This window comes from Bacillus sp. FSL W8-0183 (assembly GCF_038006825.1).
In the GTDB taxonomy this organism is placed as follows: domain Bacteria; phylum Bacillota; class Bacilli; order Bacillales; family Bacillaceae; genus Bacillus; species Bacillus altitudinis.
This window is the reverse complement of sequence record NZ_JBBOVY010000001.1, coordinates 2,950,649-2,973,403: the sequence shown is the minus strand read 5'-3', so window position 1 is coordinate 2,973,403 and position 22,755 is coordinate 2,950,649. Positions and strand designations below refer to the sequence as shown.

Below are 22,755 nucleotides of genomic sequence, written 5' to 3'. Positions count from 1 at the left end.
GCTCCCTTTTTAAGATTCTGTTAACCGTAAGTCTTCTTCAATTGAATGTTTTCTAAAGTAGTACGTCAGTACAATCACAGTTGCGATGCCTAAAATGAGATAGACAATGGCAAAAAGGATGAAAAGTGTACCGATAGACCCTGATGATGTGACGACTTCAGAGGTTTTGAGCATTCGATAGATCACCCATGGCTGACGGCCTGTACAGGCAAAGATCCAGCCAAATTCAATCGCCAAAAGACTAAGAGGCCCGCCAAATAAATAAAGGACAAGCAGCCATTTTGGATAATGATCGCGTTTTAAAATTTTGCGGTAAAACAGTGCTAACACAGCAAAGAAAATGAGCAATGAGCCGATTATGACCATTCCGTTAAATAATGTGTGAATAAATAAAGGCGGCCACTCGTCCCTAGGAAAATCATTTAACCCTTTAACCACAGTATCAAAGCTATTTCCTGCAAGAAAACTAAGTGCCCAAGGGATTTCGATAGCTCCTTTGATTTCTTGCGTATTGGCATCAGTAAAACCGCCAATGGCTAGAGGCGCATGTGATTGCGTTTCAAATAATCCTTCAGCACCCGCTAATTTTTCAGGCTGATATTCATATAGAAGCTGAGCTGATTCGTGACCGTTTAAGGCTGTGAGAAAAGAGAAAAGTCCACCAACAATCAGTCCAAGAAAAAGGGCTTTTCGATGAAAGGTATAGAGCTTTTCGTTTTTTCTTGTTTTCAACATTTTAAATGCAGCGACAGAAGCAATGACAAAAGCGCCTGTTGTAAAAGCAGACAGTACTACGTGAGTAGCAGTTACAACAAAACTAGGATTGAAAAATGCCTTCCAAGGTTCGATATTCGTTATTTCTCCATTGACCATTTGAAAGCCAGCGGGTGTTCCTTCAAAAGCATGTACGTTTGTAATGAGAATCGCTGAAGCTGCTGCACCAATGACAACGAAAATAACGGTAATGATGCGCATGGCTGGTGATAAACGATCTGCTGCGTACACATAAATAGACATAAATAATGCTTCAATAAAGAAAGCATAAATTTCTATTTGAAATGGCAGTGACATGACTTTTCCGATGACCTCCATAAAACCAGGCCATAGAAGGGCAAGCTGCGTACCAGCAATGGTACCGGTTGGAATGGCAACCCCTAACAGAACAGCCTGCGCTTTTGTCCATCGTTTGGCCATGATGGCATAATGCGGGTCCTTCGTTTTTTGAAAGATGAGTTCAGCTAACAAAATCATTAGCGGGATGCCTACGCCAAGCGAGGCATAAATAATATGGAAGCCCATTGTTGTGCCGAACAGACTTCTAGCTAAAACGAGATCAGTCAATTTTTTCTCCGCCTTTCTTATCGCATCTCTTTTGATGGTGTTTATTATTCTCCACCATTTTTAGATTATTCTTCCTGACTAAGAAAGCTTGTTTTTTGACAAGTTGTAAAAGGGGGAGTAGAATATAACTATAAAACGTAATCATTACGTTTTAATGATGAAGGGAGTTTTGACATTGAAAAGAGATATTCATCCAACCTCACATGAAGTTGTATTTATGGACGTAAACAGCGGTTACCGCTTCTTAAGTAGATCAACAAAGACATCACATGAGACCGTAGAGTGGGAAGATGGGAAGACTTATCCTGTCATTAAAGTAGAGACAAGCTCTGATACGCATCCATTTTATACAGGACGCCAGAAATTCGGAGAAAAAGGCGGCAGAGCGGAGCAGTTTAAGAAAAAATATCAAATGTAAACAAAGAAACACACCTGATCATGGTGTGTTTTTTTGTGCAGTAAAAAACCCCGGCTGATCGCACGGGGTTCATGAATTCATTCAACATTTAAAGCTGTTTTTAATGTGTTTAAATTTTGTTTCATTAAGCTGACATAGCTTTCGCCATTTTTAGCATCATCTTCTGTAATGGATTCTAGATTTTTCAGTGTAAGGCTTTTTGCCCCAATTTCACTGCGAATCGTATCTGATACTTTACTGCTGACGTTATTTTCAAAAATGACATACTTGATGTGATGCTTTTCTGCCTGTTGTACGATATTTTCAAGCTGTTTTTGGGAAGGCTCTTCAGAAGCAGAGAGTCCTAGTACACTGATTTGCTCAATGCCATAGCGTTTTTCCCAGTAGCCGTATGCAGCGTGAGAAACAAGAATTTCTTTATGTTCTGCTTTAGATAACGTTGTTTTGAATTCCTGATCTAACGATTGTAATTCTTTTTTTAGTGATTCATAGTTTTTTGTGTATTCGTCTTTATGATCTGGATCTAGTGAAACGAGTGTGTCTTTAATGTTTTTTGCCATTTGCTGTGCATAAACAGGGTCTAGCCATGCATGGGGATCTTTATCTCCGTGGTCGTGTCCATCATGGTCATGATCTTCACCTTCATGATCGTGATCATGGTCCTCACCTTCTTCATGAGCATGTTCTTCTTGTGTTGATAATAGCTTGATGCCTTCGGCTGCTTTCACTGTTTTCACGCCTTGGTCTTTTAACGTAGAAGCCGTTTTATCAGCAAATGCTTCAGCACCTGTTCCGCTGTAAATAAAGGCATCTCCTTCAGCCATTTCAACCATCGTTTTTGAACTTGGTTCAAAGCTGTGTGCATCTGCATTGGCAGGGTACACACTTTGAGCGTTCACGTGAGAGCCGCCAATTTTTTCAGTGAAATCTTGAATAGGGAAGATCGTCGTGTAAATGGTTAATTTCCCATCTGCTTTTCCTTTTGAAGCATTTGTCCCCGCACTGCTTGAGCAAGCGGCAAGACCGACCGCTAATAAAGCAGCTGTTAAAATAAAAAAGATTTTTTTCATCTAAGAATGTCTCCTCTCAACCTATTAGATAGAAATGATTACGATTTAATGTCCTGAGTTATTGTATCGTAATAATTACGATTTGAAAAGAGGAAAATAAAAAATTTTCATCAGAAGATGTTTCCTCTAAAAAAATAGACGTCAAAACGTGACGAAATTTAAAACATTGTGCTATATTTATTTTTAAAAAAAGAAAAAGGAATGGACAAACTTATGAAACTTTTAGACGAAATCATCGAATATAACCAACAATTTATTGAAGAGAAGCGATATGAAGAGTTTACAACAACGAAGTTTCCACAGAAAAAAGCTGTCATTCTATCATGTATGGATACAAGACTTGTTGAACTGCTTCCACGCGCCATGAACATGAAAAATGGCGATATTAAAATTGTCAAAAGTGCTGGCGCTCTTGTTTCTCACCCATTTGGAAGTATTATGCGAAGCATTTTAGTGGCTGTTTATGAATTGAATGCTGACGAGGTGTACGTCATTGGGCATCACGATTGTGGTATGAGTAAAATAGACAGCGAAACACTCTTAAATAAAGCCATTGAGCGTGGTATTCCAGAAAAACGGATTGAAGTACTGGAATACTCAGGAATCGATTTTCAACAGTGGCTCAAAAGCTTTAGCTCAGTTGAAGAAAGTGTGAAAGACAGTGTATCTGTCGTTAAAAATCATCCGCTTCTTCCATCTGATGTGCCTGTACATGGTCTTGTCATTGATCCTGGAACAGGTAAGCTTGACTTAGTTGTCAATGGTTATGAAGAAAAGTAAGTTATTTTTCCTTTTTAGGCGGGACCGGATCCATGCCTCCAGGATGCAGCGGGTGACATTTTAAAATTCGTTTAATCGTGAGCCAGCCGCCTTTTAAAGCGCCATGCGTTTTGATCGCCTCTAGCCCGTAGTTTGAGCAAGTGGGGTAAAACCTGCAGCTCGGTGGTGTTAGAGGGGAAATGCATTTTTGATAAAAGCGAATGATGCCGATAAAAATTTGTTTCATAGAGGTTCCTCCTTGTCTGTCTTTTCACAGTATAAGAAAAAAGGACAAGGAAGGGAAGTTTTATAAACTAAACTGGTCGGAACAATATGTTATAATATAGGAAATTGCAATTATAGGAGTGGTGATTAATGCCTTCAGTCGAAAGCTTTGAACTTGACCATAATGCTGTAAAAGCACCTTACGTTCGTCATTGCGGCGTTCATAAAGTGGGATCAGATGGGGAAGTGAACAAATTTGATATCCGTTTTTGTCAGCCAAACAAGCAGGCAATGAAACCTGATACGATTCATACATTAGAGCATTTACTTGCGTTTAATATTAGAACACACTCAGAGAAATACGATCATTTTGATATCATTGATATTTCTCCAATGGGCTGCCAGACTGGCTACTATTTAGTTGTCAGCGGTGCACCGACACCAAGAGAGATCGTTGAACTGCTTGATGCAACATTCAAAGATGCAGTGGAAGTAACAGAAATTCCTGCTGCAAATGAAGAGCAGTGCGGTCAAGCGAAGCTTCATGATCTTGAAGGAGCAAAACGTTTAATGCGTTTCTGGCTGTCTCAGGATCAAGAAGAGCTATTAAAAGTATTTGGATAATCAGTAAGATGATGAACCGGACATATTGAATGTCCGGTTTTTTATATGAAATGAAACGAGAGCTGTTAAAATAGGAGATATTTGTTAAAATGGACATGTCAGTAAAAAAAGGGGGATACACGAATGCGGAAAATGGTAGGAATCATTTTGATGCTCGCATTACTTAGTGCATGTGGAAACTCGGCTGCGAGCAATGACAAGGGAGAAGTGCCTGAGCTATTAGAAGTCAAACTAACAGGGCCGGAGCAAGTGGAGAAAAATGAAAACGTTATCGTAAAAGCAGCTGTCACATATGGTGATACGCCTGTTGATGATGCAGATGATGTTGAATTTGAAGTGTGGAAAGATGGCGACAAGGATAACAGCAAGATGATTCAGCCAAAGAAAAAGGAGAAAGGTGTATATGAATTGCATACAGCTTTCAAACAAGATGGCCTTTATATCATACAAGTCCATGTGACAGCTAAACAGCAGCATAATATGCCGAAGACAAACATCCATGTAGGTGATGTGAAAAAAGAGAGTTCATCTACTGAAGAAGAAGATACCTCACATCATTGAAAGCGGTTTTATTTTGGGTTAGGACGTTGGTTTGGTTCAGCATCCTGTGGTGAATCGACTTTATGCTTGTAATCATAAGCCTTTGATGTCGTCCACAGTGATAAAAAGACAACGATTGAGATAATGATAAAGCTGATAATCCCAAGTAACAGCATCTAACTCCCTCCTTATTTCCATATTAACATATATTTCATGCGGTCAAAATAGAAGAAAATGATGGCAGGTTTCAGTATAATAAAAAAAGGGTAATCCCATACTAAACGCAACTACATAAGGAGGAATCAACATGTCTGAAAAATTATTAAACGTCGTCAATAAACAAGTAGCAGATTGGACTGTGCTTTACGTAAAATTACATAACTATCACTGGTATGTAAAGGGAAAAGATTTCTTTACACTCCATGAAAAATTCGAAGAATTATATACAGAAACAGCCACTTATATCGATGATTTGGCTGAGCGTATGCTCGCATTAAATGGACAACCTGTTGCGACAATGAAAGAGTGCTTAGAAATTTCTAGCATTCAAGAAGCGGAAGGCAATGAATCAGCCGAGCAAATGGTGAAAAATCTGTATGATGATTTCTCTAATATTGCAGAAGAACTTAAGCGAGGCATGGAGCTGGCTGCAGAAGTTGGCGATGAAACAACAGGTGATATGCTGCTTGCGATTCATCAATCCATTGAAAAACACAACTGGATGCTAAAAGCATACTTAGGATAAGCGAATGTGAAAGGAATGTCGATCATCAAACAGATCGGCATTCTTTTTTTGTGGATTTGTGACAGACAGCCCATTGAATTGATGGGGCTTTCAGCCGAAGAGAAAAGGGAAGGGAGGGGAGAAGATGTCCTCAATTGCAGGAATGATGAGCCAGCAAGTGGCGAGTATTCAAAAAACACTTAATATCAGTTTATTGAATTCACAGCTTGCCACGAACACAGCCCAAGCCATGGTGATGCTCGATCAAGTGCAGCAGCAGCCTCAAGCTGTTCAGCCCAAAGATTCAGATGCTACGTTTATTGATGTCAGAGTTTAACCAAGAAAGCCGCCGTCACAGGCGGCTCTTTTTATGCGCTTCACGAATTTTTTGAACAGCTAACCATGCCTTTATTTTTTGTCGTCCAAGCTATTCATCAAATGCGGCATATACTATTGAGGTAAGAAGTTCCACTATGAAAGGATGTTGATGCCAAGTGAGCAAGGATTTAGGCATCTTTTCGTTGTTTACAGTCAGTTTGTCGGCAATGGGCTTTCTGTTTGGTGGAGCAGGATATTTACTCATGATATTAGTGACACTCATGGCTATAGAATTAATTTGTTCAAGCCTAAGAGAATCTGTGACTGGACAACTTACGATGAAGCGTTTTTTGACCAGGCTTGTTCGAAAGGTTGTGACGATCTCTTTAATATCCATGGCACATTTCTTCGATGTCATGCTGAAGACTGGGGGGACAATTAAGGATTTAGCGCTCATCTTTTATATTATTTATGAATCGTACCAGATTGTCTCAACAGCCAGAGCTCTCGGAATTCCCATTCCACAGTTGTTTATTGATGTGTTAGACATGATTAAAAATAAATTGCGTAAAAAGCCGTAATTTCTTCATATCTGGTCATACTAAAGGAAAAAGGATGAATCAGATGGCGAGACACACATACTATGTATCCGTTCAAGACGGATCAATCTCACAGCACAGAGACGCGGCTGCTTGGCAATTTCAGATAGAAGCAGATGATGACCAAATCTTGCAGTTAAGAGAGTATTTTGATGAACAGTATATGACAGATTGGAAAGGTTTCTTTCGGGCGCATGTTCCATTTCTTGAATATCATTATGATAGTCCAAACGACGAAATGGATAGGAAAAGAAAAGAAATTTACTCGATGATTCATGATCTCGGTAACGAAGAGACAAAGAACTTTATTGAGACCAATGGACTGATGAATTGAAAAAGCATGTAGACAAACCCTCGAATTCTTTGTCAGGTGCTCATGAATGTCAACTTCTCTCCGCGCCAGTACTCGTTTTTCCTAGACTGCAAAGGTTTTCTATCACGCTGAAAAGAAGACAAAAGGCTAAAAGAAAGTTCATTTTAGCCTTTTGTCAACGATCTGAAAGTATGTAGAGACATTCTACATGCTTTTATTTTCGAGGCTGTAAGATACCGCCGATTAGATCACTGATTCCGCCTCTATTTTCCTGCTGTGAGTTGGTGATTTCGTGTGAGGTACTCTGACTCTGGGGTTTGTACCGGTTATCATCTATCCCGATCCGCATTCCAGATGTTCGTTCAGATGGCTGGATAATCACAATTTGGTCCTGTTCATGAAATTCAAACAAGTAGGATTCGCCTGATGTTTGTCCAATGAACGTTTTCCAGTTCACATCTAATTTGACTTTCGGTGCTTTGCCCGTCCAAGCGACAATGGCGTCAGGATCTACACGGCAAGGTGCTTTTAAAATCAGCGGGTTTCCATTTGTTTTGATGGCAACCTGCGCCCCGTGACCTTGATACGAGAGCTTTGAAGTAAATAGCCCTTTCTGTGATATAATCCCAACGCCTACTGGTGTCACGCCATAGTGACATTCTTCAGTAAAGGCAAGTAAATCTTCACTTTCCACGCTAACATGTTGCCAAGGACCGTTCGGCTCAAGATTGATGACGGTCACATGCTCGCTAGAATCAGCCAAGTAGCAAGTGCCTTGTCCACTCACTTCCATCATCTCAAGGTTTTCACCTGTTAATTTTCTGCTAATATGATTAAATACTTGGCTGACCATATTTCCTTTATTCGTCCCAAGTAATCGTTTACGGTATTGAAATGTGCCTTGATCGGCAATCATCGCGCCTTTTTTGGCAAAAAAGATCCCGTTGCCTTCTGCTTGTAAGGTCAGTTCTTCGATCGTGTTGAAATGAAATCCCATTTGTGCCAGCTCCTTTCCTTTGTCAAGATGTGAATCCGTAGATGCGGCATAGGTCGTTTAAATCAAGGGTCGTACCTTGTCCGGTTGCGGTGATTTTCCATTCGTTCTCAACTCTCGTTAGTTCAGCACAAATGATGGATGTACAAAATGAATAATCCTCTGTTAACTGAAAGGTACAAATCTCCTGTTGTGTGATTTGATCTGAAAGGCGCAAGTAGGCATTGGTCACCTGTCCAAAATGATGTGCCCGCTCGTGTGCATCATGTATCGTGGCTGTTACGACGATTTTCTGAATATCGGGTGAGACTCTGCTCAGTTGCATAATGATGATCTCATTGTCCCGATGGCCTCCGCCGACCTGATGATCACCTAGATGGCGAACAGCTCCATCTAAGCTTTGCTGCTGATGATAATAGATCAGGTGTTTTGGAGACAGAAGCTTGTCCTCTTCATTTAAGAGAAACACTTGCGTATCTAAATCAATTGGCTGACCAGATAAGTCCCAGCCAAGTCCGATATGAATTTGATCTACATTTGGATTGTCTTTTGTTAAATCTAACTTTTGTCCTTTCATGAGGTGTTTCTTCACTGCCTCAAGAGAAGCGTCTTCTTTCTCATGTTGCCTCATTGGCCATGCTTTGTTGTTTTCTTGTTTTGATCCATTTGTGATGCTCATGCTGGTTTCCTCCTCGTCTGTGTAGGACAAACACTTATTGATTTACGTCGTCATGGGCAAAAGGTTTCATGATTAAAATGGGATGAGGATGGAGATGATAAAAAGGTTTTAGCAAGAATACTTATTTTACATACAGACGAGATAGAAGTACTCGTTTGTTTCACTTTTCATAAAAATTCTTCAGAGAAATGTGATCTGTGGTATGATGTTTTACAAGAAGCAAGGACAGGATATGAGGGATTTCACATGCATGTATTTAAAGACTATTATCATAATACGGTCAAGCTCTCTTTTGAAGAGCAGCCTTTTTCAAGTCATCCTAAGCATGTTTGGGCTATTTGCCGCTATCAAGGAAAATGGCTACTTACAGAACATGAGGATCGAGGCTACGAGTTTCCAGGAGGGAAAGTAGAGCCAAATGAAGAAGCAGATCAAGCCGCTATACGAGAGATTCACGAAGAGACGGGTGCTGTTGTTCGTGAATTAACGTATATTGGTCAATATCAGGTGCTTGGCAGAGAGAAAGTCATTGTCAAAAATATTTATTTCGCCGATATTGAAAGGCTCGTCAAGCAGGACACGTATTTTGAAACGAAAGGACCCGTTCTTTTCGCAGACTTACCAAGATCCATCGCAAAAAATAAAAATTTCAGTTTTATTATGAAAGATGATGTCTTAAGGAAAAGTATGGCTTATTTAGAAAAGAACGGTTTGATTCGTTAAAAAAAGCGTAGGGAAATGACCCTGCGCTTTTTATTTTTGCAGAAAACGGCGTTCCAGCCATTCAACAAGCTGATACATGATGGTGGCGAAGACGGCGATAATGAAAAGACTTAAGAACACGAGTGTAAAGTTGAAGACTTGAAAGCCATAGATGATCATATAGCCGAGTCCTTTTGAGGAAACAAGGAATTCTCCCACAATGACCCCAACCCAAGAAAGACCAACATTGACCTTAATGGCAGAGATCATCGTTGGAATACTTGCTGGTAAAATGACCTCACGGAAGACCGTTCTTTTTTTCGCGCCAAAGGTTTTCATGACTTTTAAATAATTCTCATCGACTTCTTGAAAGGCTGTATAAATGACGATGGTGGTAATGATCACACTGATAATGGCACCCATCGCGACAATGCTGATCATGCCTGGTCCAAGGGCAACAATTAAAATGGGGGCGAGAGCGACTTTCGGCATCGCATTTAAAATAACCAAATAAGGATCAAGTACATTTGCAAGACGGGTGGACCACCATAAGGCGGCGGCTAATAAAATGCCGCAAAAAGTACCAAGTAGAAAGCCGAGCACTGTTTCAAATAGCGTAATGCTCATATGATTAATTAATGAACCATCTGATAATTTTTGTACAAACAATTGGCAGACGGCAGATGGTGAACTGAAAATGAGCGGGTCAATCAGTCTGAAATGGCTCGCAAGCTCCCAAAGTGAAAAGAAACTGGCGAAAATGATCAACTGGTAGACTTGTGTCATGCGTTTTTCCATTCGAACTTTTTTTCGATAGGCTTCATGTAAAAGATCACTGTGTTTCAACTGTCTTCAGCTCCTTCCAAATCGTTTGAAAGAGCTCTTGGAAACTTGCTGTCTGTCTCGCTTCAAAAGGAGAGAGTGCCCTCAGATCATCGGGGACGGTAAACATTCGCTGGATAGAGCCGGGATGCTTTGAGAATAAGAAAATGCGATCACTCATCGCAATGGCTTCGCCGATGTCATGCGTGACAAGAACAGCCGTTTTTTGGTAGTTTTTTAATGTGTGAAAGACGAGGTCTTCTAATGTCAGTTTCGTCTGGTAATCTAGTGCTGAAAATGGCTCATCTAGCAGAAGCAGGCCGGGATCAACTGCAAGCGTTCGGGCGAGAGCCGCACGCTGCCTCATCCCGCCTGACAGCTCTTTCGGGTATTTTTCTTCGACATCATTGAGTCCAAGCTTTGGCAGTAAGCTAAGGGCAGCTGAGGTGGCTTCATGTGAATCTTGTTTTGCAATTTTTAACCCGAGAATGACATTTTCCTTGATCGTTTTCCATGGGAACAAATAATCTTGCTGGAGCATATAACCGATTTGATGCTCCTGTTGATTCGGTTCTTTTCCTTCGATTAAAATTCGACCTTCAGAGGGTGGCGTAATGCCTGCGATGATGGAAAGCAAGGTTGTTTTCCCGCAGCCGCTAGGACCAATAAATGAGATGAATTCACCTTGAGTGATCTCCATATTGATGTGCTGTATGGCCGTTGTTTTTTCTTTTAAAGAGAAGTACGTGTGGGTCACATGGTCAATTTGAAGGAAAGACATGTGCTACCTCCTGTTCTATTTGTGATCTGTGACCTTCTTGGCAATGGATGAATCGACAAGTTGTTTGTACGGGATAAATTCCGGCAGTTCACCACTTGCCTTCATGATTTCCTGTAATTTGTTCCATTCCTCTTCATTTAGAAGGGGATCTGTTGCATAGGAGTTCTGCTGTTTGTAGCGTTTGATAGCTGTTGATAAGACATCAAGGTCTGTATCAGGAAATTGAGATTGGATTGTCTTGGCAATCTCCTCTGGGCTCTTTGCTTTGACCCATTTTTGCGCTTTGTAAATGGCACGAGTAAAGGCTTCAGCTGTCTCTTTGTTTTCTTCTAAGTAACTCTTCTTTGCCATAAAGGTGGTATAAGGCACCTTGCCGGAAGCCTCACCAAAGGAGGCGGTAATGTACCCTTTGCCTTCTTTTTCAATTAAGGAAGCTGTCGGTTCGAATAACTGCACAAAATCGCCAGTTCCAGAGGAAAAAGCACCTGAAATGTTGGCAAAATCAATATTTTGAATCATGCGAAGATCTTGTTTCAAATCAATGCCTTCTTTTTTCAGGACATATTCACCGACCATTTGCGGCATGCCGCCTTTCCGTTGTCCGAGAAAGTCTTTTCCTTTCAATTGATCCCAAGAAAATTGATTGATTTTTTCCCTTGAAACAAGAAATGTACCGTCTGTTTGTGTCAGCTGTGCAAAGTTCATGACAGAGTCTTTCGTGTCTTGTGCTTCCACATAAATAGAAGATTCAGATCCGGTCAGAGCGATATCAGCGCCGCCGGATAAGAGAGCTGTCATTGTTTTATCGCCGCCCCAAGTGGTTTTTAATTCAACCTCTAAGCCTTCATCTTTGAAAAATCCTTCGGATAGGGCGACATAAAGCGGTGCATAAAAGACCGAATGGGTCACCTCGGCTACTTGTACGGTCTGCTCTTGGTCTTTTTTACAGGCGACAAATGGAATAAAGAGCAGGACAACGAATATGAATGCCAGTCTGACTTTAATGGAACGATTCAAGAGTAATTCGCCTCCTTTGTTCTAGATCACTAATTAAAGTATGTCAAAAGGGATTTTTGGTGAGTGCCTAGATGAAATAAGAAGCGCATTGTTTATTTATAGAACGTGTCTTTTTTTCTATACTAGAAGCATGAATGCTTTCTTGAATTTGGCAGAAATAAAGGAGCGGTTTCGTGTATAGATTGAGTTGGGTATTTGTTGGTTGGTATGTAGTAGGTCTTATTTTAATGGTCTTTTTTGAAGTGCCGGCATGGCTTCAGTTTGCGAATGGTATCTTTCTTGTGCTTTACGCCTGCTGCGTCATTGAGATTGGCCGAAATATTTACGGGGCATGGAGCTTTGTAATCGTAAGAGCAGCCATTGTGGGTGTGTTGACGTTTACAGTTGAATGGGTGGGGATCACAACTGATTTTCCATTTGGGGCCTATGATTATTATCCGACGCTTGGATTTCTTGTGGCTGGAGTGCCTTTGACGATCGCTTTTGCATGGGTTGGGGTGTTTTTAAATAGTCTTTTTTTATCAAGACAACAATCGAAGTGGAAACGAGCCGTCGAAACGGGTATATGGATTGTACTGCTTGATCTCATATTAGATCCGGTAGCGGCTGAACGAAAGTTTTGGGTGTGGTATGACGGCGGAGGTTTCTTTGGTATCCCTTTTGAGAATTTTGTCAGCTGGGGTATCATTGGAGCAGGACTTTCATTTCTGTTCCCGCTCGTATCAATTGATCAGCAGGCATTGCGCTGGAATGGGCGTATTTATCAGGCCATGATGTTCTTCTTTGGTCTTTTAGCATTAAAGGGCGGGCTGGATGTCATTTTTTATTTAGCACTGATCATTGTCATCTTGTGTGAAGGAAGGGTTCGATTTGAAAGAAAGCGACAAAAACCGATCGTTTAGACGACTCTTTTATTTTTATCTTGAACGATATTTACTGAACAAACATTTTCGCTGTGTCATGATGAAAGGTACGGTTGACCCAAAGGAGAAGCATCCTGTTCTTTATCTTGCTAATCACAGTTCATGGTGGGATGGACTGATCATTTTTCTTTTAATAGAACAAATGTCTGAGCTGGATCATGCCATGATGATGGAAGAGAAGCAGTTGAAGCAATATGCTTTTTTTCAAAAACTTGGTGCATTTCCAGTTCATAAAGAGAAGCTGAAAAGTGTCAAGCAGGCATTAATGACCGCAAAGGAGAAGATGGAGGCTGGCGGGGCTGTGTGGCTCTTCCCGCAGGGGAAAATTATGCACCAAGACATAAGGCCGCTTGAACTGGAAGGCGGAGCTTCTTTTTTAGTCAGGCAATTTGAGCAGGTCGTCATCAAACCTGTGACGCTGCATTATACATTTAATCAATTTCAAAAACCGACGGTATCGGTTGAATTTGGAGAAGATGTCCTAGTAGCTGGCCGATCACTTCGGAGTAAGGAAGTAACAAGTTTACTCGGAGACCTGCTTGAAACACAGTTAAACGCACATCAAGCACAGGTTATTGCTGATCCAGATTTTTCAACAAACGAACAATTTAGGCAGGTGACAAGTACAAGCCGGTCAACTAGTGATGCGTTTGATTCCTTTAAAAAGTGGGTGAAAACATGGCGGTCTTCTTAATTGTCATCAGTGTTTTGCTGCTCTGCCAATTGATGTTTACGATTTGGAATATGAAGCAATTTCCTGTACTCAAGCCAGCATCTCTTTCACCTGATGAACCCATTTCATTATCGATCCTCATTCCAGCGAGAAATGAAGAAAAACGGCTGGAAGCCTGCCTTCAGTCGATTGTTGATCAGCGTCTCCATCCGAAAGAGTTGATCGTGCTGGATGATCACTCGACAGATCAGACGAGAATGATTGCAGAGGGCTTCGCAGAGACATATCCATGGATTCGCGTTCAGTCAGGTCAAGTATTGAAGCGCGGCTGGCTTGGAAAATCATATGCTTGTTCCCAGCTTGCTGAGGCAGCATCTTCTGATTGGCTGTTATTTTTAGATGCAGATGTCCGCTTAAAACAAGGAGCTATTGAAGCGGTGTACAAGCAGTTATGCATACAAAAAACGGGCATGCTTTCAGGTTTCCCAGAGCAAAAAACGGGAACGCCTTTTGAGCATCTTGTCGTTCCTATGATGATGTTTACGATTGGCTGTCATCTGCCAGTGAAGTGGGTCAGAACATCTCAACATCCTGCTTTTGCCGCAGCACATGGCGGCTTTATTGCCATTGAAAAGAACTGTTATCACGAAATAGGTGGTCATGAAGCGATCAAGGATTGTCTTGTGGATGATATGGCTTTGGCTAAACGAGTGAAAGCGAAGGGCTTTCCGTTCACACTGGCAAGTATTCATTCTTTTGTCTACATGAGAATGTATGAGAGTGGACAGGAAGTATGGGAAGGATATCGGAAAAATTTGTTCCCGGGAGTGAATCGAAACATTGCTTTGTTAAGCAGTGTCTTTTGTTTATACTCCGTCCTTTATGTAGTTCCTGTTATTTGCTTTATGATCGCACTGATTCATTTTGATGTGGTCAATATCTGTTTAGCCCTTCTTTGCTACGGGCTGGGTGTATCCATTAAAGCGGTCATTGATATCGAAAATGGAAGAACGTCTACGATGGCCTTTTTATTGCCTGTCAGTATCATGAGCCTGATTGCCATTGGTTTTGCTTCTATGAAAATTGGGCTGAAAAAAGAAGGCTATGAATGGAAAGGAAGAAGGTACGAATGAAAAAAGTGATCATTATTGGCGGCGGACTTGGCGGGTTATCGGCTGCGATTCGCTTACAGTCACGCGGTTTCCAGGTCACCATTTTAGAAAAAGAAGCTTCTTTAGGCGGGAAATTACAACGCCATCAAGCGTCTGGCTACTCTTTTGATTTAGGACCGAGTACCATTACAATGAAGGCGTATTTTGAGGAAGTATTTACCTCCTGTCATAGACGAATGGAGGATTATGTGACGTTTTATCCGATTTTCCCCCTTACTAAAAATGTTTTTTCAGATGGACATACGGTCGAGTTTACGCCAGATATTGAGCAAATGGAATCACAAATTGCAGTTTTTAGTCCAGAGGATGCACAGCAATACCGGGCATTTTTACAGGAATCGAAGAAGCTTTTTCAAATGGCAGAGGATCAGTTTTTAAATCGTTTATTATTGACCTGGAAGGATAAAGCGGATGTCAAGCTAATGAAAGCCCTTCTTGCTGTCAAACCTTTTACATCTGTTCAGCGCTTGCTGCGTCAATATTTTCGTCATCCTCATACATTGGCGATGTTTGGCCGGTATGCGACTTACATTGGCTCTTCTCCATACGAGGCACCTGCTATTTTTAATATGATGGCTTATTTAGAAGGAGAAAAAGGCATTTATGGTATCAAGGGCGGTACATATCGTTTAGTTGAGGCATTTGAGACACTGGCAAAGGAATTGGGTGTCCAAATTCATCTCAATGAACCAGTCAAAAAGATTCATGTAAAGAATAAGCGAATCCAAGGAGTTGAAACAGATCAGCAGTTATATGAGGCAGATCAAGTCATTGCGGGGGCAGATGCACTGACTGTTTATCGCCAATTAATTGATGAAGAAGACCGCCCGAGCTTTGGAAATCAAAAACTGGCAAACATTGAGCCATCGTTATCAGGTTTTGTTCTTTTGTTGGGCGTCCCTAAAGTCTATGAACAACTGTCTCATCACAACGTGTTTTTTCCAGAGAATTATGAACAAGAATTCAAGGATATTTTTCAGAAAAAACAGCTTCCTCATGATCCGACGCTTTACATCTGTTATTCAGGTCATTCAGAGCCAGCTTTAAGCGGAGGGCCAGGAAGAAGTAACTTGTTTGTATTGGCCAATGCGCCATATGTGACAAAAGAGCAAAATTGGGACATGCTAAAGGAGACATATGGCCAGCATATGAAAACAAAACTAAAGGAAAAGGGTCTCTTTGATCTTGACCAGCTTGTAGAATTTGAAGCGGTACAAACCCCGCTTGATTTACAGCAAAAAACGGGAGCGTATCATGGGGCCATTTATGGCATGTCGTCAAACTCGTTCAAGCAGGCATTTTTTCGCATCAATAATCAATCAAAGGATATTGAAGGACTTTGGTTTGTTGGCGGCACAAGTCATCCAGGCGGCGGCACTCCGATGGTGACAAAATCAGGACAGCTCGTCGCAGAGGCCATTATCAAGCATTTGACGTAACACCGAATGAAAAGGAGAGAATTCAAGTGATTGTGGAAAAGAGAAGGTTCCCGTCGCCACATCCGCATATTCACTTATATACAGTGACATATGAGGCCGATGGACTTCGGATGAAGGGGCTGCTCGCTGAACCGGCCGGAGAAGGTCTCTATGACGGTTTTTTATATTTACGGGGCGGCATTAAAAATGTGGGAATGGTTAGACCTGGCCGAATTGTGCAATTTGCTGCGCAAGGGTTTGTCGTCTTTGCGCCCTTTTATCGTGGGAATCAAGGAGGCGAAGGGAACGAGGATTTTGCCGGAGAAGACCGGAAAGATGCATTTGCTGCATTTCAGCTGTTGAAACATCATCAAAAGGTGAAGCAGGAGCGCATTCATATCTTTGGTTTTTCCCGCGGCGGAATTATGGGCATATGGACCGCTGTTGAAATGAAACATGAGGCCGCTTCCTTTGTGACATGGGGAGGCGTAAGTGATATGAAGCTCACCTATGAAGAACGTGTGGATATGAGAAGAATGATGAAGCGTGTGATAGGAGGTCCTCCGCATAAGGTACCAGAAGCATATGAGGCTAGAACGCCTTTGAATCATGTGCACCAAATTGAAGCACCTGTCCTAATCATTCATGGGGAGCTGGATGAGAATGTATCCATTGAGCATGCGTATTTATTAGAAGATGCCCTGCGTCAGCATGGCAAGTCTGTGGAAACATGGTATTTTCACGGATATCATCATTATTTCCCGCCACAGCATAACCGGGAGATTGTCAGACGGTTGACGACATGGATGCACAGCCGAAAAGGCGGAAATGTGGTAAAATAAACGGTAGAAAGAAATATAGAAAGTAGGGGGATTTTCATTATGGGAATGCCTGTTGAATTTAATACAATGATTGTCACAAAAGGAAAAGAGACAAGAATTGAAGAAAATGTGTTTGAGCTCATGAAGGAAGGGTACCGCATTTATCCATTAAATATTCCGCTTGAGGTGCGTAAAACGAAAGACGGAGAAAAAACAGGGACAGCACATGTTGAAAAGCTGGAGCTCACAGACAATGTCACGAAGGTGACGTACCGTCTTGTGTCATTACATTCAACGAACTAAAAAAGCTGAGGGATTCATTCCCTCAGCTTTTTCCTTTTGATTAGACGAGTGGTCCGCCTTTTGCTTCAATATCACTTGCTGCATGGCTGAATTTTTTGAAGTTCTTTTTAAATTCATTTGCAAGGAAGTTTGCTTTTTCTTTGTAAGCCTCTTGATCGTCCCATGTTTTAGCAGGCTGAAGCACTTCATCTGGCACTCCTGGAATATGAAGCGGGATGTGTAATCCGAAGATGTCGTCAGTGATCATTTCAGCGTTGTCAAGATCTCCTTCGATCGCTGCCTGCACCATTGCTCTTGTATGAGCAAGATTCATTCGTTTGCCCGTACCGTAGCCGCCGCCAGTCCAGCCTGTATTCACAAGGAATACTTTTGCGCCGTGCTCATCAATTTTTTTACCAAGCATTTCAGCATAGACATGAGCAGGAAGTGGCAAGAATGGTGAACCAAAGCAAGTAGAGAACGTTGTTTCTGGTGACGTCACGCCACGCTCAGTTCCCGCTAATTTACTTGTGTAACCGCTCAAGAAGTGGTACATCGCCTGTTCTTTCGTTAAACGGCTGATTGGAGGTAAAACACCGAATGCATCAGCTGTTAAAAAGACGATAGCAGATGGGTGACCTGCAATACTTGGTTTCACGATGTTATCAATCATTTCGATTGGGTAAGCCGCACGTGTATTTTCAGTAAAGAATGTGTCATCATAATCTGCTTCACGTGTTTCTTCATCAAGTACTACATTTTCAAGCACTGATCCGAAGCTAATGGCTTTGTAAATTTGTGGTTCTTTTTCTTCACTTAAGTTCACACATTTTGCATAGCATCCGCCTTCAATATTGAAGACACCTGTGTTAGACCAGCCATGCTCATCGTCTCCAATCAGCTTGCGGCTGGCACTTGCAGAAAGCGTCGTTTTTCCAGTACCTGAAAGGCCGAAAAATAAAGCAACATCGCCTTCTTGACCGACGTTAGCAGAGCAGTGCATTGATAAAATATCTTGTTCAGGAAGCAGGTAGTTCATAACAGAGAAAATGGATTTTTTCATCTCTCCTGCATATTCTGTTCCACCGATCAGAATCGTCCGTTTTTCAAAAGAAACGATAATAAACGTTTCAGAGTTTGTGCCATCTGTTTCAGGATCTGCTTTAAAGTGAGGTGCAGATAAGATGGTGAAAGGTTTTTCGTTTGATGATGGTGTTGATCCATCAGGTCTGATGAATAGCTGCTTTGCAAAGAGATTGTGCCAAGCGAATTCATTTACAACTGTAATTGGCATACGGTATTTTTCGTCAGCACCGGCAAAACCATCAAAGACAAATAGTTCATCACGTTCTTTTAAGTATGACACAACCTTTGTATATAAACGATCAAATGCCTCTTTCGAGATCGGTTGATTCACTTGACCCCAATCAATTTTATGTTCAGAGTTTTCTTCTTTTACGATGAATTTATCTTTAGGCGAACGTCCAGTGTAGGCACCCGTTGTGGCGCGCACAGCACCAGTTGAAGTTAAAACGCCTTCATTACGTGCCAAAATCTTTTCAACAAGTTTCGGAACAGATAAATTTTGGTGCGTATTTTCTAATGAGAGCAATGACTGCAAATCTTCTTTTAAATCCACTGAGTTCATAAAAAAACCCTTCCTTTACCGTTGAATTTGTTTGTTTTGATTAGTATAACACATTGATAATAATAGTCTATACTATTTAAACATTTTTGTGTGTGTTTTTTCATTTCTGCTATGAAAATATGCTTTTTGGTGATGCTAATGATGAGGTGAAAAAAAGGGGAGATAATTCCTATGAACCATTGACATGACGCAAGGGTTTAAGATAAGATATCTTATTGAACGGATACTCTTATCCCGAGTTGGTGGAGGGACAGGCCCGATGAAGCCCAGCAACCGGTTTCTTATGAAAAAGGCATGAACATGCTGAGAAACCAAGGTGCTAACCTGATGCAAGGTACAAGAACACCTTGAGCGATAAGAGTGAAAGGCATGCGATCTCAGACCCTTTCCTCGCAATGAAGGAAATGGTTTTTTTATTTTTGGGATATCATATGAACAAATTGCCAATAACATCTCTAATATAAACATGTTGAAATATAAGAGGGAACGAGTTCCGTATCATATTGGAGGCCTCATCTTGGGATGATGTGGTCTTGTACAGGAGGAAATAGCCATTATGAGTCAAAATCGTCGTTTATTTACTTCAGAATCAGTGACCGAAGGACATCCAGATAAAATCTGTGATCAAATTTCAGACAGCATTTTGGATGAAATTTTAAAGAAAGATCCAAATGCACGTGTTGCCTGTGAAACTTCTGTAACAACCGGTCTCGTATTAGTAAGCGGTGAGATTACAACGTCTACTTATGTCGACATTCCAAAGACGGTGCGTGACACGATTAAGGAAATTGGCTACACACGTGCGAAATATGGTTTTGATGCGGAAACATGTGCGGTTCTTACATCAATTGATGAACAGTCTGCTGATATTGCGCAAGGTGTAGACAAAGCGCTTGAAGCACGTGAAGGAACAATGACTGAAGAAGAAATTGATGCGATCGGTGCAGGTGACCAAGGTCTGATGTTTGGTTTTGCAAACAACGAAACTGAAGAGCTTATGCCACTGCCGATTTCTCTTGCACATAAATTATCTCGCCGTTTAACAGAAGTACGCAAGAATGAAACACTTGCATACCTTCGTCCAGACGGAAAAACTCAAGTAACAGTTGAATATGATGAACAAAACAAACCAGTTCGTATTGATACGGTGGTTATTTCTACACAGCATGCACCAGAAGTGACGCTTGAACAAATTCAAAGCGACTTAAAAGAGCATGTCATCCGCCCTGTCGTTCCAAGTGAACTGATCGATGAAGAAACAAAATACTTCATCAACCCAACAGGCCGCTTTGTTATCGGTGGACCTCAAGGGGATGCTGGTTTAACTGGACGTAAAATCATTGTTGATACTTATGGTGGGTATGCTCGTCACGGTGGTGGTGCTTTCTCTGGTAAGGATGCAACGAAGGTTGACCGTTCGGCAGCATATGCGGCTCGCTATGTAGCGAAAAACATCGTAGCAGCTGGTCTTGCAGATTCATGTGAAGTGCAGCTTGCTTATGCAATTGGTGTTGCACAGCCTGTCTCTATTTCAATTGATACATTTGGAACAGGAAAAGCCTCTGAAGAGAAATTAATTGAAGTGGTACGTGCAAACTTTGATCTTCGTCCAGCCGGCATTATTAAAATGCTTGACTTACGTCGTCCGATCTATAAACAAACCGCTGCATACGGACACTTTGGCCGTCATGACTTGGATCTTCCATGGGAAAAAACGGATAAAGCCGACACGCTTCGCAAGGAAGCATTAGGAGAATAACAACATACAAAACCGCTTATTTTAAGCGGTTTTCCTTTTGATTAAAAAAAATTCTACAAAAAGCGTAAAAATGTGAAACAAAATTGGGCAAAATACTGTCTAATTATAGGTCTACTTTTAAGAAATAACATAACGTGGAGGCAATAATATGTGTGGGTTTGTTGGTGTATTTAATCACCGTCCATTGTCCGAAACTACTGAGCAGGAAGAGTTAATTAAGCAAATGAATCGTCTCATCGTTCATCGAGGTCCGGATGATGAGGGGTACTTTCATGATGAGCATGTAGGATTTGGATTTAGACGTTTAAGTATTATAGATGTTGAACACGGAAAGCAGCCGCTTTCTTATGAAGATGAAAAATATTGGATTATTTTCAACGGAGAAATTTATAACTATGTGGAGCTGAAAGAAGAGCTTGTGAAAAAAGGCTATACGTTCAGCACAGATTCTGATACGGAAGTCCTTCTTGCCACATATCGCCACTATAAAGAAGAAGCGGCATCGAAGCTTCGGGGCATGTTTGCTTTTTTAATTTGGGATAAAGAAGCGCAGTTATTATATGGCGCAAGAGATCCTTTCGGCATTAAACCGCTCTATTTTACACAAATGGATGACCAAGTGTACTTTGCTTCTGAACGCAAAAGCTTAATGGCTGTGAATGAGAACATTTTATTTGATGAGACTGCTTTGCAGCAGTACATGTCTTTTCAGTTCGTTCCTGAGCCAAATACACTTGATCAAAAAGTGCACAAAGTTGAGCCAGGTCATCAGTTTACACTGCGTCCAGGCCAAGACATTGCATTTAAGACTTACTGGAAAGTTCAATTCAAACCTGAACAAACACAAGAGCAGAAATTAGTAGAAGAAGTACGTGATGCTATCTATGATTCTGTAAAAGTCCACATGAGAAGTGATGTGCCTGTTGGTTCATTCCTATCAGGCGGGATCGATTCTTCTTTCATCGTGTCGGTCGCAAAGGAATTTCACCCTGAACTGAAGACATTCTCTGTTGGTTTCCAGCAGGATGGATTCAGTGAGGTAGATGTAGCAAAAGAAACAGCTGATAAGCTGGGATTGCAAAACTTTAGTGCTGTGATTTCTCCTGAGGAATATATGAATGAGCTTCCAAAGATCGTCTGGCATTTAGATGATCCTTTGGCTGATCCAGCGGCGATTCCATTGTATTTCGTGGCAAAAGAAGCGAAAAAACAAGTCACAGTTGTTCTTTCAGGTGAGGGAGCAGACGAGCTGTTCGGTGGATATAATATTTACCGTGAGCCGCTGTCTCTAAAGCCTTTTGAATCTGTACCATCCATGCTGAAAAAGCTTCTTCTTCGTCTGGCTCGTTTAATGCCAGAAGGAATGAAAGGGAAAAGCTTTATCGTTCGCGGCTGTACGCCATTAGAGGAACGTTATATCGGCAATGCGAAAATCTTTGAAGAGCCAGTGAAGAAAAACCTCTTAAAGCAGTATGATCCGAACATCACGTATCGTGACGTGACGAAAACATACTTCGAAGAAAGTGCAAGCTACAGTGATATTAACAAAATGCAATATGTTGATATCCATACGTGGATGCGCGGGGATATCCTGCTGAAAGCAGATAAGATGACAATGGCGAATTCTCTTGAGCTTCGTGTTCCATTCCTTGATAAGGTCGTATTTGAAGCAGCTTCTAAAATTCCAGAAGAGTTGAAAACGAAAGACGGTACAACGAAATATTTATTGCGTAAAGCAGCAGAAGGCATTGTACCGGACCATGTGTTAAACCGTAAAAAACTAGGTTTCCCTGTGCCAATTCGTCATTGGCTGAAAAATGAGATGAACGCTTGGGCGAAAGATATCATTAAAAACAGTCAGACAGATGAATACATTAACAAGGCATATGTTCTTGATTTATTAAATGATCATTGTGCTGGAAAAGCAGATCATAGCCGTAAGATTTGGACTGTCCTGATCTTTATGATCTGGCATAGCATCTATGTAGAGCGCAGCATTGATCCAGAGCAGTTGAATCACCAGCCAAAAGAAGTTATTTTTAGCTAATGAAAAAGGTTTTCAGCTTTGTGCTGAAAACCTTTTTTGTCATGATAGAAAGTGGGGGAAAAGGGTAAAATAACAAGCGGTACACA

General features: G+C 41.2%; 27 protein-coding genes and 1 riboswitch. Of the genes, 17 read left to right on the top strand and 10 right to left on the bottom strand.

All coding sequences use genetic code 11. The features are described 5' to 3' along the window. Positions 1 to 9: 9 nt before the first annotated feature. Positions 10 to 1,341 (bottom strand): cytochrome ubiquinol oxidase subunit I, encoded by a 1,332-nt coding sequence (locus tag NSQ64_RS15755; protein WP_017358375.1) that lies wholly within the window; start codon positions 1,339 to 1,341, stop codon positions 10 to 12. 175 nt (positions 1,342 to 1,516) lie between these two features. On the opposite strand from NSQ64_RS15755, the gene NSQ64_RS15750 reads away from it, so the two are divergent. After that, positions 1,517 to 1,759, top strand: coding sequence for a type B 50S ribosomal protein L31 (locus NSQ64_RS15750; protein ID WP_017358374.1), 243 nt, complete (start codon positions 1,517 to 1,519; stop codon positions 1,757 to 1,759). Between the two features lie 77 nt (positions 1,760 to 1,836). Here NSQ64_RS15750 and NSQ64_RS15745 read toward each other — a convergent pair whose 3' ends face one another. After that, on the bottom strand, positions 1,837 to 2,829 hold the full coding sequence (locus NSQ64_RS15745) for a metal ABC transporter solute-binding protein, Zn/Mn family (RefSeq protein ID WP_024719324.1): 993 nt from the start codon (positions 2,827 to 2,829) through the stop codon (positions 1,837 to 1,839). Positions 2,830 to 3,042: 213 nt separating this feature from the next. On the opposite strand from NSQ64_RS15745, the gene NSQ64_RS15740 reads away from it, so the two are divergent. Beyond that, entirely contained in the window at positions 3,043 to 3,609 is a 567-nt protein-coding gene (locus NSQ64_RS15740; protein WP_017358372.1) for a beta-class carbonic anhydrase, read from the top strand. Position 3,610: 1 nt separating this feature from the next. Here the strand turns inward: NSQ64_RS15740 and yidD are convergent, their stop codons facing one another. Further along, positions 3,611 to 3,835 carry a membrane protein insertion efficiency factor YidD gene (gene yidD / locus NSQ64_RS15735; protein WP_008342933.1) on the bottom strand — a complete coding sequence of 75 codons (225 nt, stop codon included), beginning with the start codon at positions 3,833 to 3,835 and terminating at the stop codon, positions 3,611 to 3,613. A 128-nt stretch (positions 3,836 to 3,963) separates the two neighbouring features. Between yidD and NSQ64_RS15730 the strand changes: the two genes are divergently transcribed. Further along, the gene (locus NSQ64_RS15730; RefSeq protein WP_008342935.1) at positions 3,964 to 4,437 is read left to right on the top strand and encodes an S-ribosylhomocysteine lyase; all 474 of its coding nucleotides are present in this window, start codon (positions 3,964 to 3,966) and stop codon (positions 4,435 to 4,437) included. A gap of 123 nt (positions 4,438 to 4,560) precedes the next feature. Beyond that, entirely contained in the window at positions 4,561 to 4,998 is a 438-nt protein-coding gene (locus tag NSQ64_RS15725) for a FixH family protein (protein ID WP_008342936.1), read from the top strand. Positions 4,999 to 5,006: 8 nt separating this feature from the next. On the opposite strand, the gene ytzI is transcribed toward NSQ64_RS15725, so the two are convergent. Continuing rightward, entirely contained in the window at positions 5,007 to 5,153 is a 147-nt protein-coding gene (gene ytzI / locus NSQ64_RS15720; RefSeq protein ID WP_017358370.1) for a YtzI protein, read from the bottom strand. Positions 5,154 to 5,284: 131 nt separating this feature from the next. Here ytzI and NSQ64_RS15715 point away from each other — a divergent pair, with 131 nt between their 5' ends. From NSQ64_RS15715 to NSQ64_RS15700, 4 genes are all read left to right on the top strand, one after another. Next, positions 5,285 to 5,722, top strand: a complete 438-nt coding sequence (locus NSQ64_RS15715) for a Dps family protein (protein WP_007501934.1) — start codon at positions 5,285 to 5,287, stop codon at positions 5,720 to 5,722. Positions 5,723 to 5,846: 124 nt separating this feature from the next. Beyond that, positions 5,847 to 6,038, top strand: a complete 192-nt coding sequence (locus NSQ64_RS15710) for a hypothetical protein (RefSeq protein WP_008342942.1) — start codon at positions 5,847 to 5,849, stop codon at positions 6,036 to 6,038. Positions 6,039 to 6,195: 157 nt separating this feature from the next. Then, entirely contained in the window at positions 6,196 to 6,600 is a 405-nt protein-coding gene (locus NSQ64_RS15705; protein ID WP_008342944.1) for a phage holin family protein, read from the top strand. Between the two features lie 43 nt (positions 6,601 to 6,643). After that, a complete protein-coding gene (locus NSQ64_RS15700) occupies positions 6,644 to 6,952 on the top strand; it encodes a hypothetical protein (RefSeq protein ID WP_008342945.1) in 309 nt (102 codons plus the stop codon). 193 nt (positions 6,953 to 7,145) lie between these two features. Here the strand turns inward: NSQ64_RS15700 and NSQ64_RS15695 are convergent, their stop codons facing one another. Continuing rightward, a complete protein-coding gene (locus NSQ64_RS15695) occupies positions 7,146 to 7,928 on the bottom strand; it encodes an AIM24 family protein (protein WP_039168326.1) in 783 nt (260 codons plus the stop codon). Positions 7,929 to 7,950: 22 nt separating this feature from the next. Beyond that, positions 7,951 to 8,604 carry a TerD family protein gene (locus tag NSQ64_RS15690; RefSeq protein ID WP_039168327.1) on the bottom strand — a complete coding sequence of 218 codons (654 nt, stop codon included), beginning with the start codon at positions 8,602 to 8,604 and terminating at the stop codon, positions 7,951 to 7,953. 246 nt (positions 8,605 to 8,850) lie between these two features. Between NSQ64_RS15690 and ytkD the strand changes: the two genes are divergently transcribed. Next, positions 8,851 to 9,327: an RNA deprotection pyrophosphohydrolase gene (gene ytkD, locus NSQ64_RS15685; RefSeq protein ID WP_041093357.1), complete on the top strand. Its 477-nt coding sequence runs from the start codon at positions 8,851 to 8,853 to the stop codon at positions 9,325 to 9,327. A 30-nt stretch (positions 9,328 to 9,357) separates the two neighbouring features. On the opposite strand, the gene NSQ64_RS15680 is transcribed toward ytkD, so the two are convergent. From NSQ64_RS15680 to NSQ64_RS15670, 3 genes are read right to left on the bottom strand one after another with little or no spacing between them, the layout of a single operon-like run. Continuing rightward, complete coding sequence (locus NSQ64_RS15680; protein WP_407708002.1) at positions 9,358 to 10,104, bottom strand: ABC transporter permease; 747 nt, start codon at positions 10,102 to 10,104, stop codon at positions 9,358 to 9,360. 34 nt (positions 10,105 to 10,138) lie between these two features. Beyond that, complete coding sequence (locus tag NSQ64_RS15675) at positions 10,139 to 10,909, bottom strand: ABC transporter ATP-binding protein (protein ID WP_017367905.1); 771 nt, start codon at positions 10,907 to 10,909, stop codon at positions 10,139 to 10,141. A gap of 15 nt (positions 10,910 to 10,924) precedes the next feature. Further along, the gene (locus tag NSQ64_RS15670) at positions 10,925 to 11,926 is read right to left on the bottom strand and encodes an ABC transporter substrate-binding protein (protein ID WP_024719321.1); all 1,002 of its coding nucleotides are present in this window, start codon (positions 11,924 to 11,926) and stop codon (positions 10,925 to 10,927) included. A 173-nt stretch (positions 11,927 to 12,099) separates the two neighbouring features. On the opposite strand from NSQ64_RS15670, the gene NSQ64_RS15665 reads away from it, so the two are divergent. The 6 genes from NSQ64_RS15665 to NSQ64_RS15640 are packed head-to-tail and all read left to right on the top strand — an operon-like array spanning position 12,100 to position 17,236. Next, on the top strand, positions 12,100 to 12,828 hold the full coding sequence (locus tag NSQ64_RS15665; protein WP_341017260.1) for a carotenoid biosynthesis protein: 729 nt from the start codon (positions 12,100 to 12,102) through the stop codon (positions 12,826 to 12,828). Then, positions 12,797 to 13,543 carry a lysophospholipid acyltransferase family protein gene (locus NSQ64_RS15660; RefSeq protein ID WP_341017258.1) on the top strand — a complete coding sequence of 249 codons (747 nt, stop codon included), beginning with the start codon at positions 12,797 to 12,799 and terminating at the stop codon, positions 13,541 to 13,543. Before NSQ64_RS15665 ends, NSQ64_RS15660 begins: the two co-directional genes overlap by 32 nt. Next, positions 13,528 to 14,655: a glycosyltransferase gene (locus NSQ64_RS15655; protein ID WP_341017256.1), complete on the top strand. Its 1,128-nt coding sequence runs from the start codon at positions 13,528 to 13,530 to the stop codon at positions 14,653 to 14,655. Before NSQ64_RS15660 ends, NSQ64_RS15655 begins: the two co-directional genes overlap by 16 nt. After that, positions 14,652 to 16,133, top strand: coding sequence for a phytoene desaturase family protein (locus NSQ64_RS15650; RefSeq protein WP_182489240.1), 1,482 nt, complete (start codon positions 14,652 to 14,654; stop codon positions 16,131 to 16,133). Before NSQ64_RS15655 ends, NSQ64_RS15650 begins: the two co-directional genes overlap by 4 nt. A gap of 26 nt (positions 16,134 to 16,159) precedes the next feature. Continuing rightward, positions 16,160 to 16,954 carry an alpha/beta hydrolase family protein gene (locus NSQ64_RS15645; protein WP_017367901.1) on the top strand — a complete coding sequence of 265 codons (795 nt, stop codon included), beginning with the start codon at positions 16,160 to 16,162 and terminating at the stop codon, positions 16,952 to 16,954. A 39-nt stretch (positions 16,955 to 16,993) separates the two neighbouring features. Further along, positions 16,994 to 17,236, top strand: coding sequence for a DUF2584 domain-containing protein (locus NSQ64_RS15640; RefSeq protein WP_003217584.1), 243 nt, complete (start codon positions 16,994 to 16,996; stop codon positions 17,234 to 17,236). A 40-nt stretch (positions 17,237 to 17,276) separates the two neighbouring features. Here NSQ64_RS15640 and pckA read toward each other — a convergent pair whose 3' ends face one another. Beyond that, complete coding sequence (gene pckA, locus NSQ64_RS15635) at positions 17,277 to 18,863, bottom strand: phosphoenolpyruvate carboxykinase (ATP) (protein ID WP_007501908.1); 1,587 nt, start codon at positions 18,861 to 18,863, stop codon at positions 17,277 to 17,279. Positions 18,864 to 19,089: 226 nt separating this feature from the next. Further along, positions 19,090 to 19,224: riboswitch (SAM riboswitch) on the top strand. Between the two features lie 195 nt (positions 19,225 to 19,419). Here pckA and metK point away from each other — a divergent pair. Both metK and asnB read left to right on the top strand, forming a co-directional pair. Then, a complete protein-coding gene (gene metK / locus NSQ64_RS15630) occupies positions 19,420 to 20,622 on the top strand; it encodes a methionine adenosyltransferase (protein WP_008342973.1) in 1,203 nt (400 codons plus the stop codon). Between the two features lie 148 nt (positions 20,623 to 20,770). Further along, positions 20,771 to 22,669 carry an asparagine synthase (glutamine-hydrolyzing) gene (gene asnB / locus NSQ64_RS15625; protein WP_341017253.1) on the top strand — a complete coding sequence of 633 codons (1,899 nt, stop codon included), beginning with the start codon at positions 20,771 to 20,773 and terminating at the stop codon, positions 22,667 to 22,669. Positions 22,670 to 22,755 lie beyond the last annotated feature (86 nt).

Bases quoted from the DNA above. Each gene is read 5' to 3' on its own strand.
- NSQ64_RS15725 (WP_008342936.1), top strand. From the start codon at position 4,561: ATGCGGAAAATGGTAGGAATCATTTTGATGCTCGCATTACTTAGTGCA.
- NSQ64_RS15650 (WP_182489240.1), top strand. From the start codon at position 14,652: ATGAAAAAAGTGATCATTATTGGCGGCGGACTTGGCGGGTTATCGGCT.
- NSQ64_RS15680 (WP_407708002.1), bottom strand. From the start codon at position 10,104: ATGGAAAAACGCATGACACAAGTCTACCAGTTGATCATTTTCGCCAGT.
- NSQ64_RS15640 (WP_003217584.1), top strand. From the start codon at position 16,994: ATGGGAATGCCTGTTGAATTTAATACAATGATTGTCACAAAAGGAAAA.
- yidD (WP_008342933.1), bottom strand. From the start codon at position 3,835: ATGAAACAAATTTTTATCGGCATCATTCGCTTTTATCAAAAATGCATT.
- NSQ64_RS15745 (WP_024719324.1), bottom strand. From the start codon at position 2,829: ATGAAAAAAATCTTTTTTATTTTAACAGCTGCTTTATTAGCGGTCGGT.
- pckA (WP_007501908.1), bottom strand. From the start codon at position 18,863: ATGAACTCAGTGGATTTAAAAGAAGATTTGCAGTCATTGCTCTCATTA.
- NSQ64_RS15700 (WP_008342945.1), top strand. From the start codon at position 6,644: ATGGCGAGACACACATACTATGTATCCGTTCAAGACGGATCAATCTCA.
- metK (WP_008342973.1), top strand. From the start codon at position 19,420: ATGAGTCAAAATCGTCGTTTATTTACTTCAGAATCAGTGACCGAAGGA.
- NSQ64_RS15715 (WP_007501934.1), top strand. From the start codon at position 5,285: ATGTCTGAAAAATTATTAAACGTCGTCAATAAACAAGTAGCAGATTGG.
- NSQ64_RS15690 (WP_039168327.1), bottom strand. From the start codon at position 8,604: ATGAGCATCACAAATGGATCAAAACAAGAAAACAACAAAGCATGGCCA.
- ytzI (WP_017358370.1), bottom strand. From the start codon at position 5,153: ATGCTGTTACTTGGGATTATCAGCTTTATCATTATCTCAATCGTTGTC.
- ytkD (WP_041093357.1), top strand. From the start codon at position 8,851: ATGCATGTATTTAAAGACTATTATCATAATACGGTCAAGCTCTCTTTT.
- NSQ64_RS15675 (WP_017367905.1), bottom strand. From the start codon at position 10,909: ATGTCTTTCCTTCAAATTGACCATGTGACCCACACGTACTTCTCTTTA.
- NSQ64_RS15740 (WP_017358372.1), top strand. From the start codon at position 3,043: ATGAAACTTTTAGACGAAATCATCGAATATAACCAACAATTTATTGAA.
- asnB (WP_341017253.1), top strand. From the start codon at position 20,771: ATGTGTGGGTTTGTTGGTGTATTTAATCACCGTCCATTGTCCGAAACT.
- NSQ64_RS15730 (WP_008342935.1), top strand. From the start codon at position 3,964: ATGCCTTCAGTCGAAAGCTTTGAACTTGACCATAATGCTGTAAAAGCA.
- NSQ64_RS15710 (WP_008342942.1), top strand. From the start codon at position 5,847: ATGTCCTCAATTGCAGGAATGATGAGCCAGCAAGTGGCGAGTATTCAA.
- NSQ64_RS15655 (WP_341017256.1), top strand. From the start codon at position 13,528: ATGGCGGTCTTCTTAATTGTCATCAGTGTTTTGCTGCTCTGCCAATTG.
- NSQ64_RS15695 (WP_039168326.1), bottom strand. From the start codon at position 7,928: ATGGGATTTCATTTCAACACGATCGAAGAACTGACCTTACAAGCAGAA.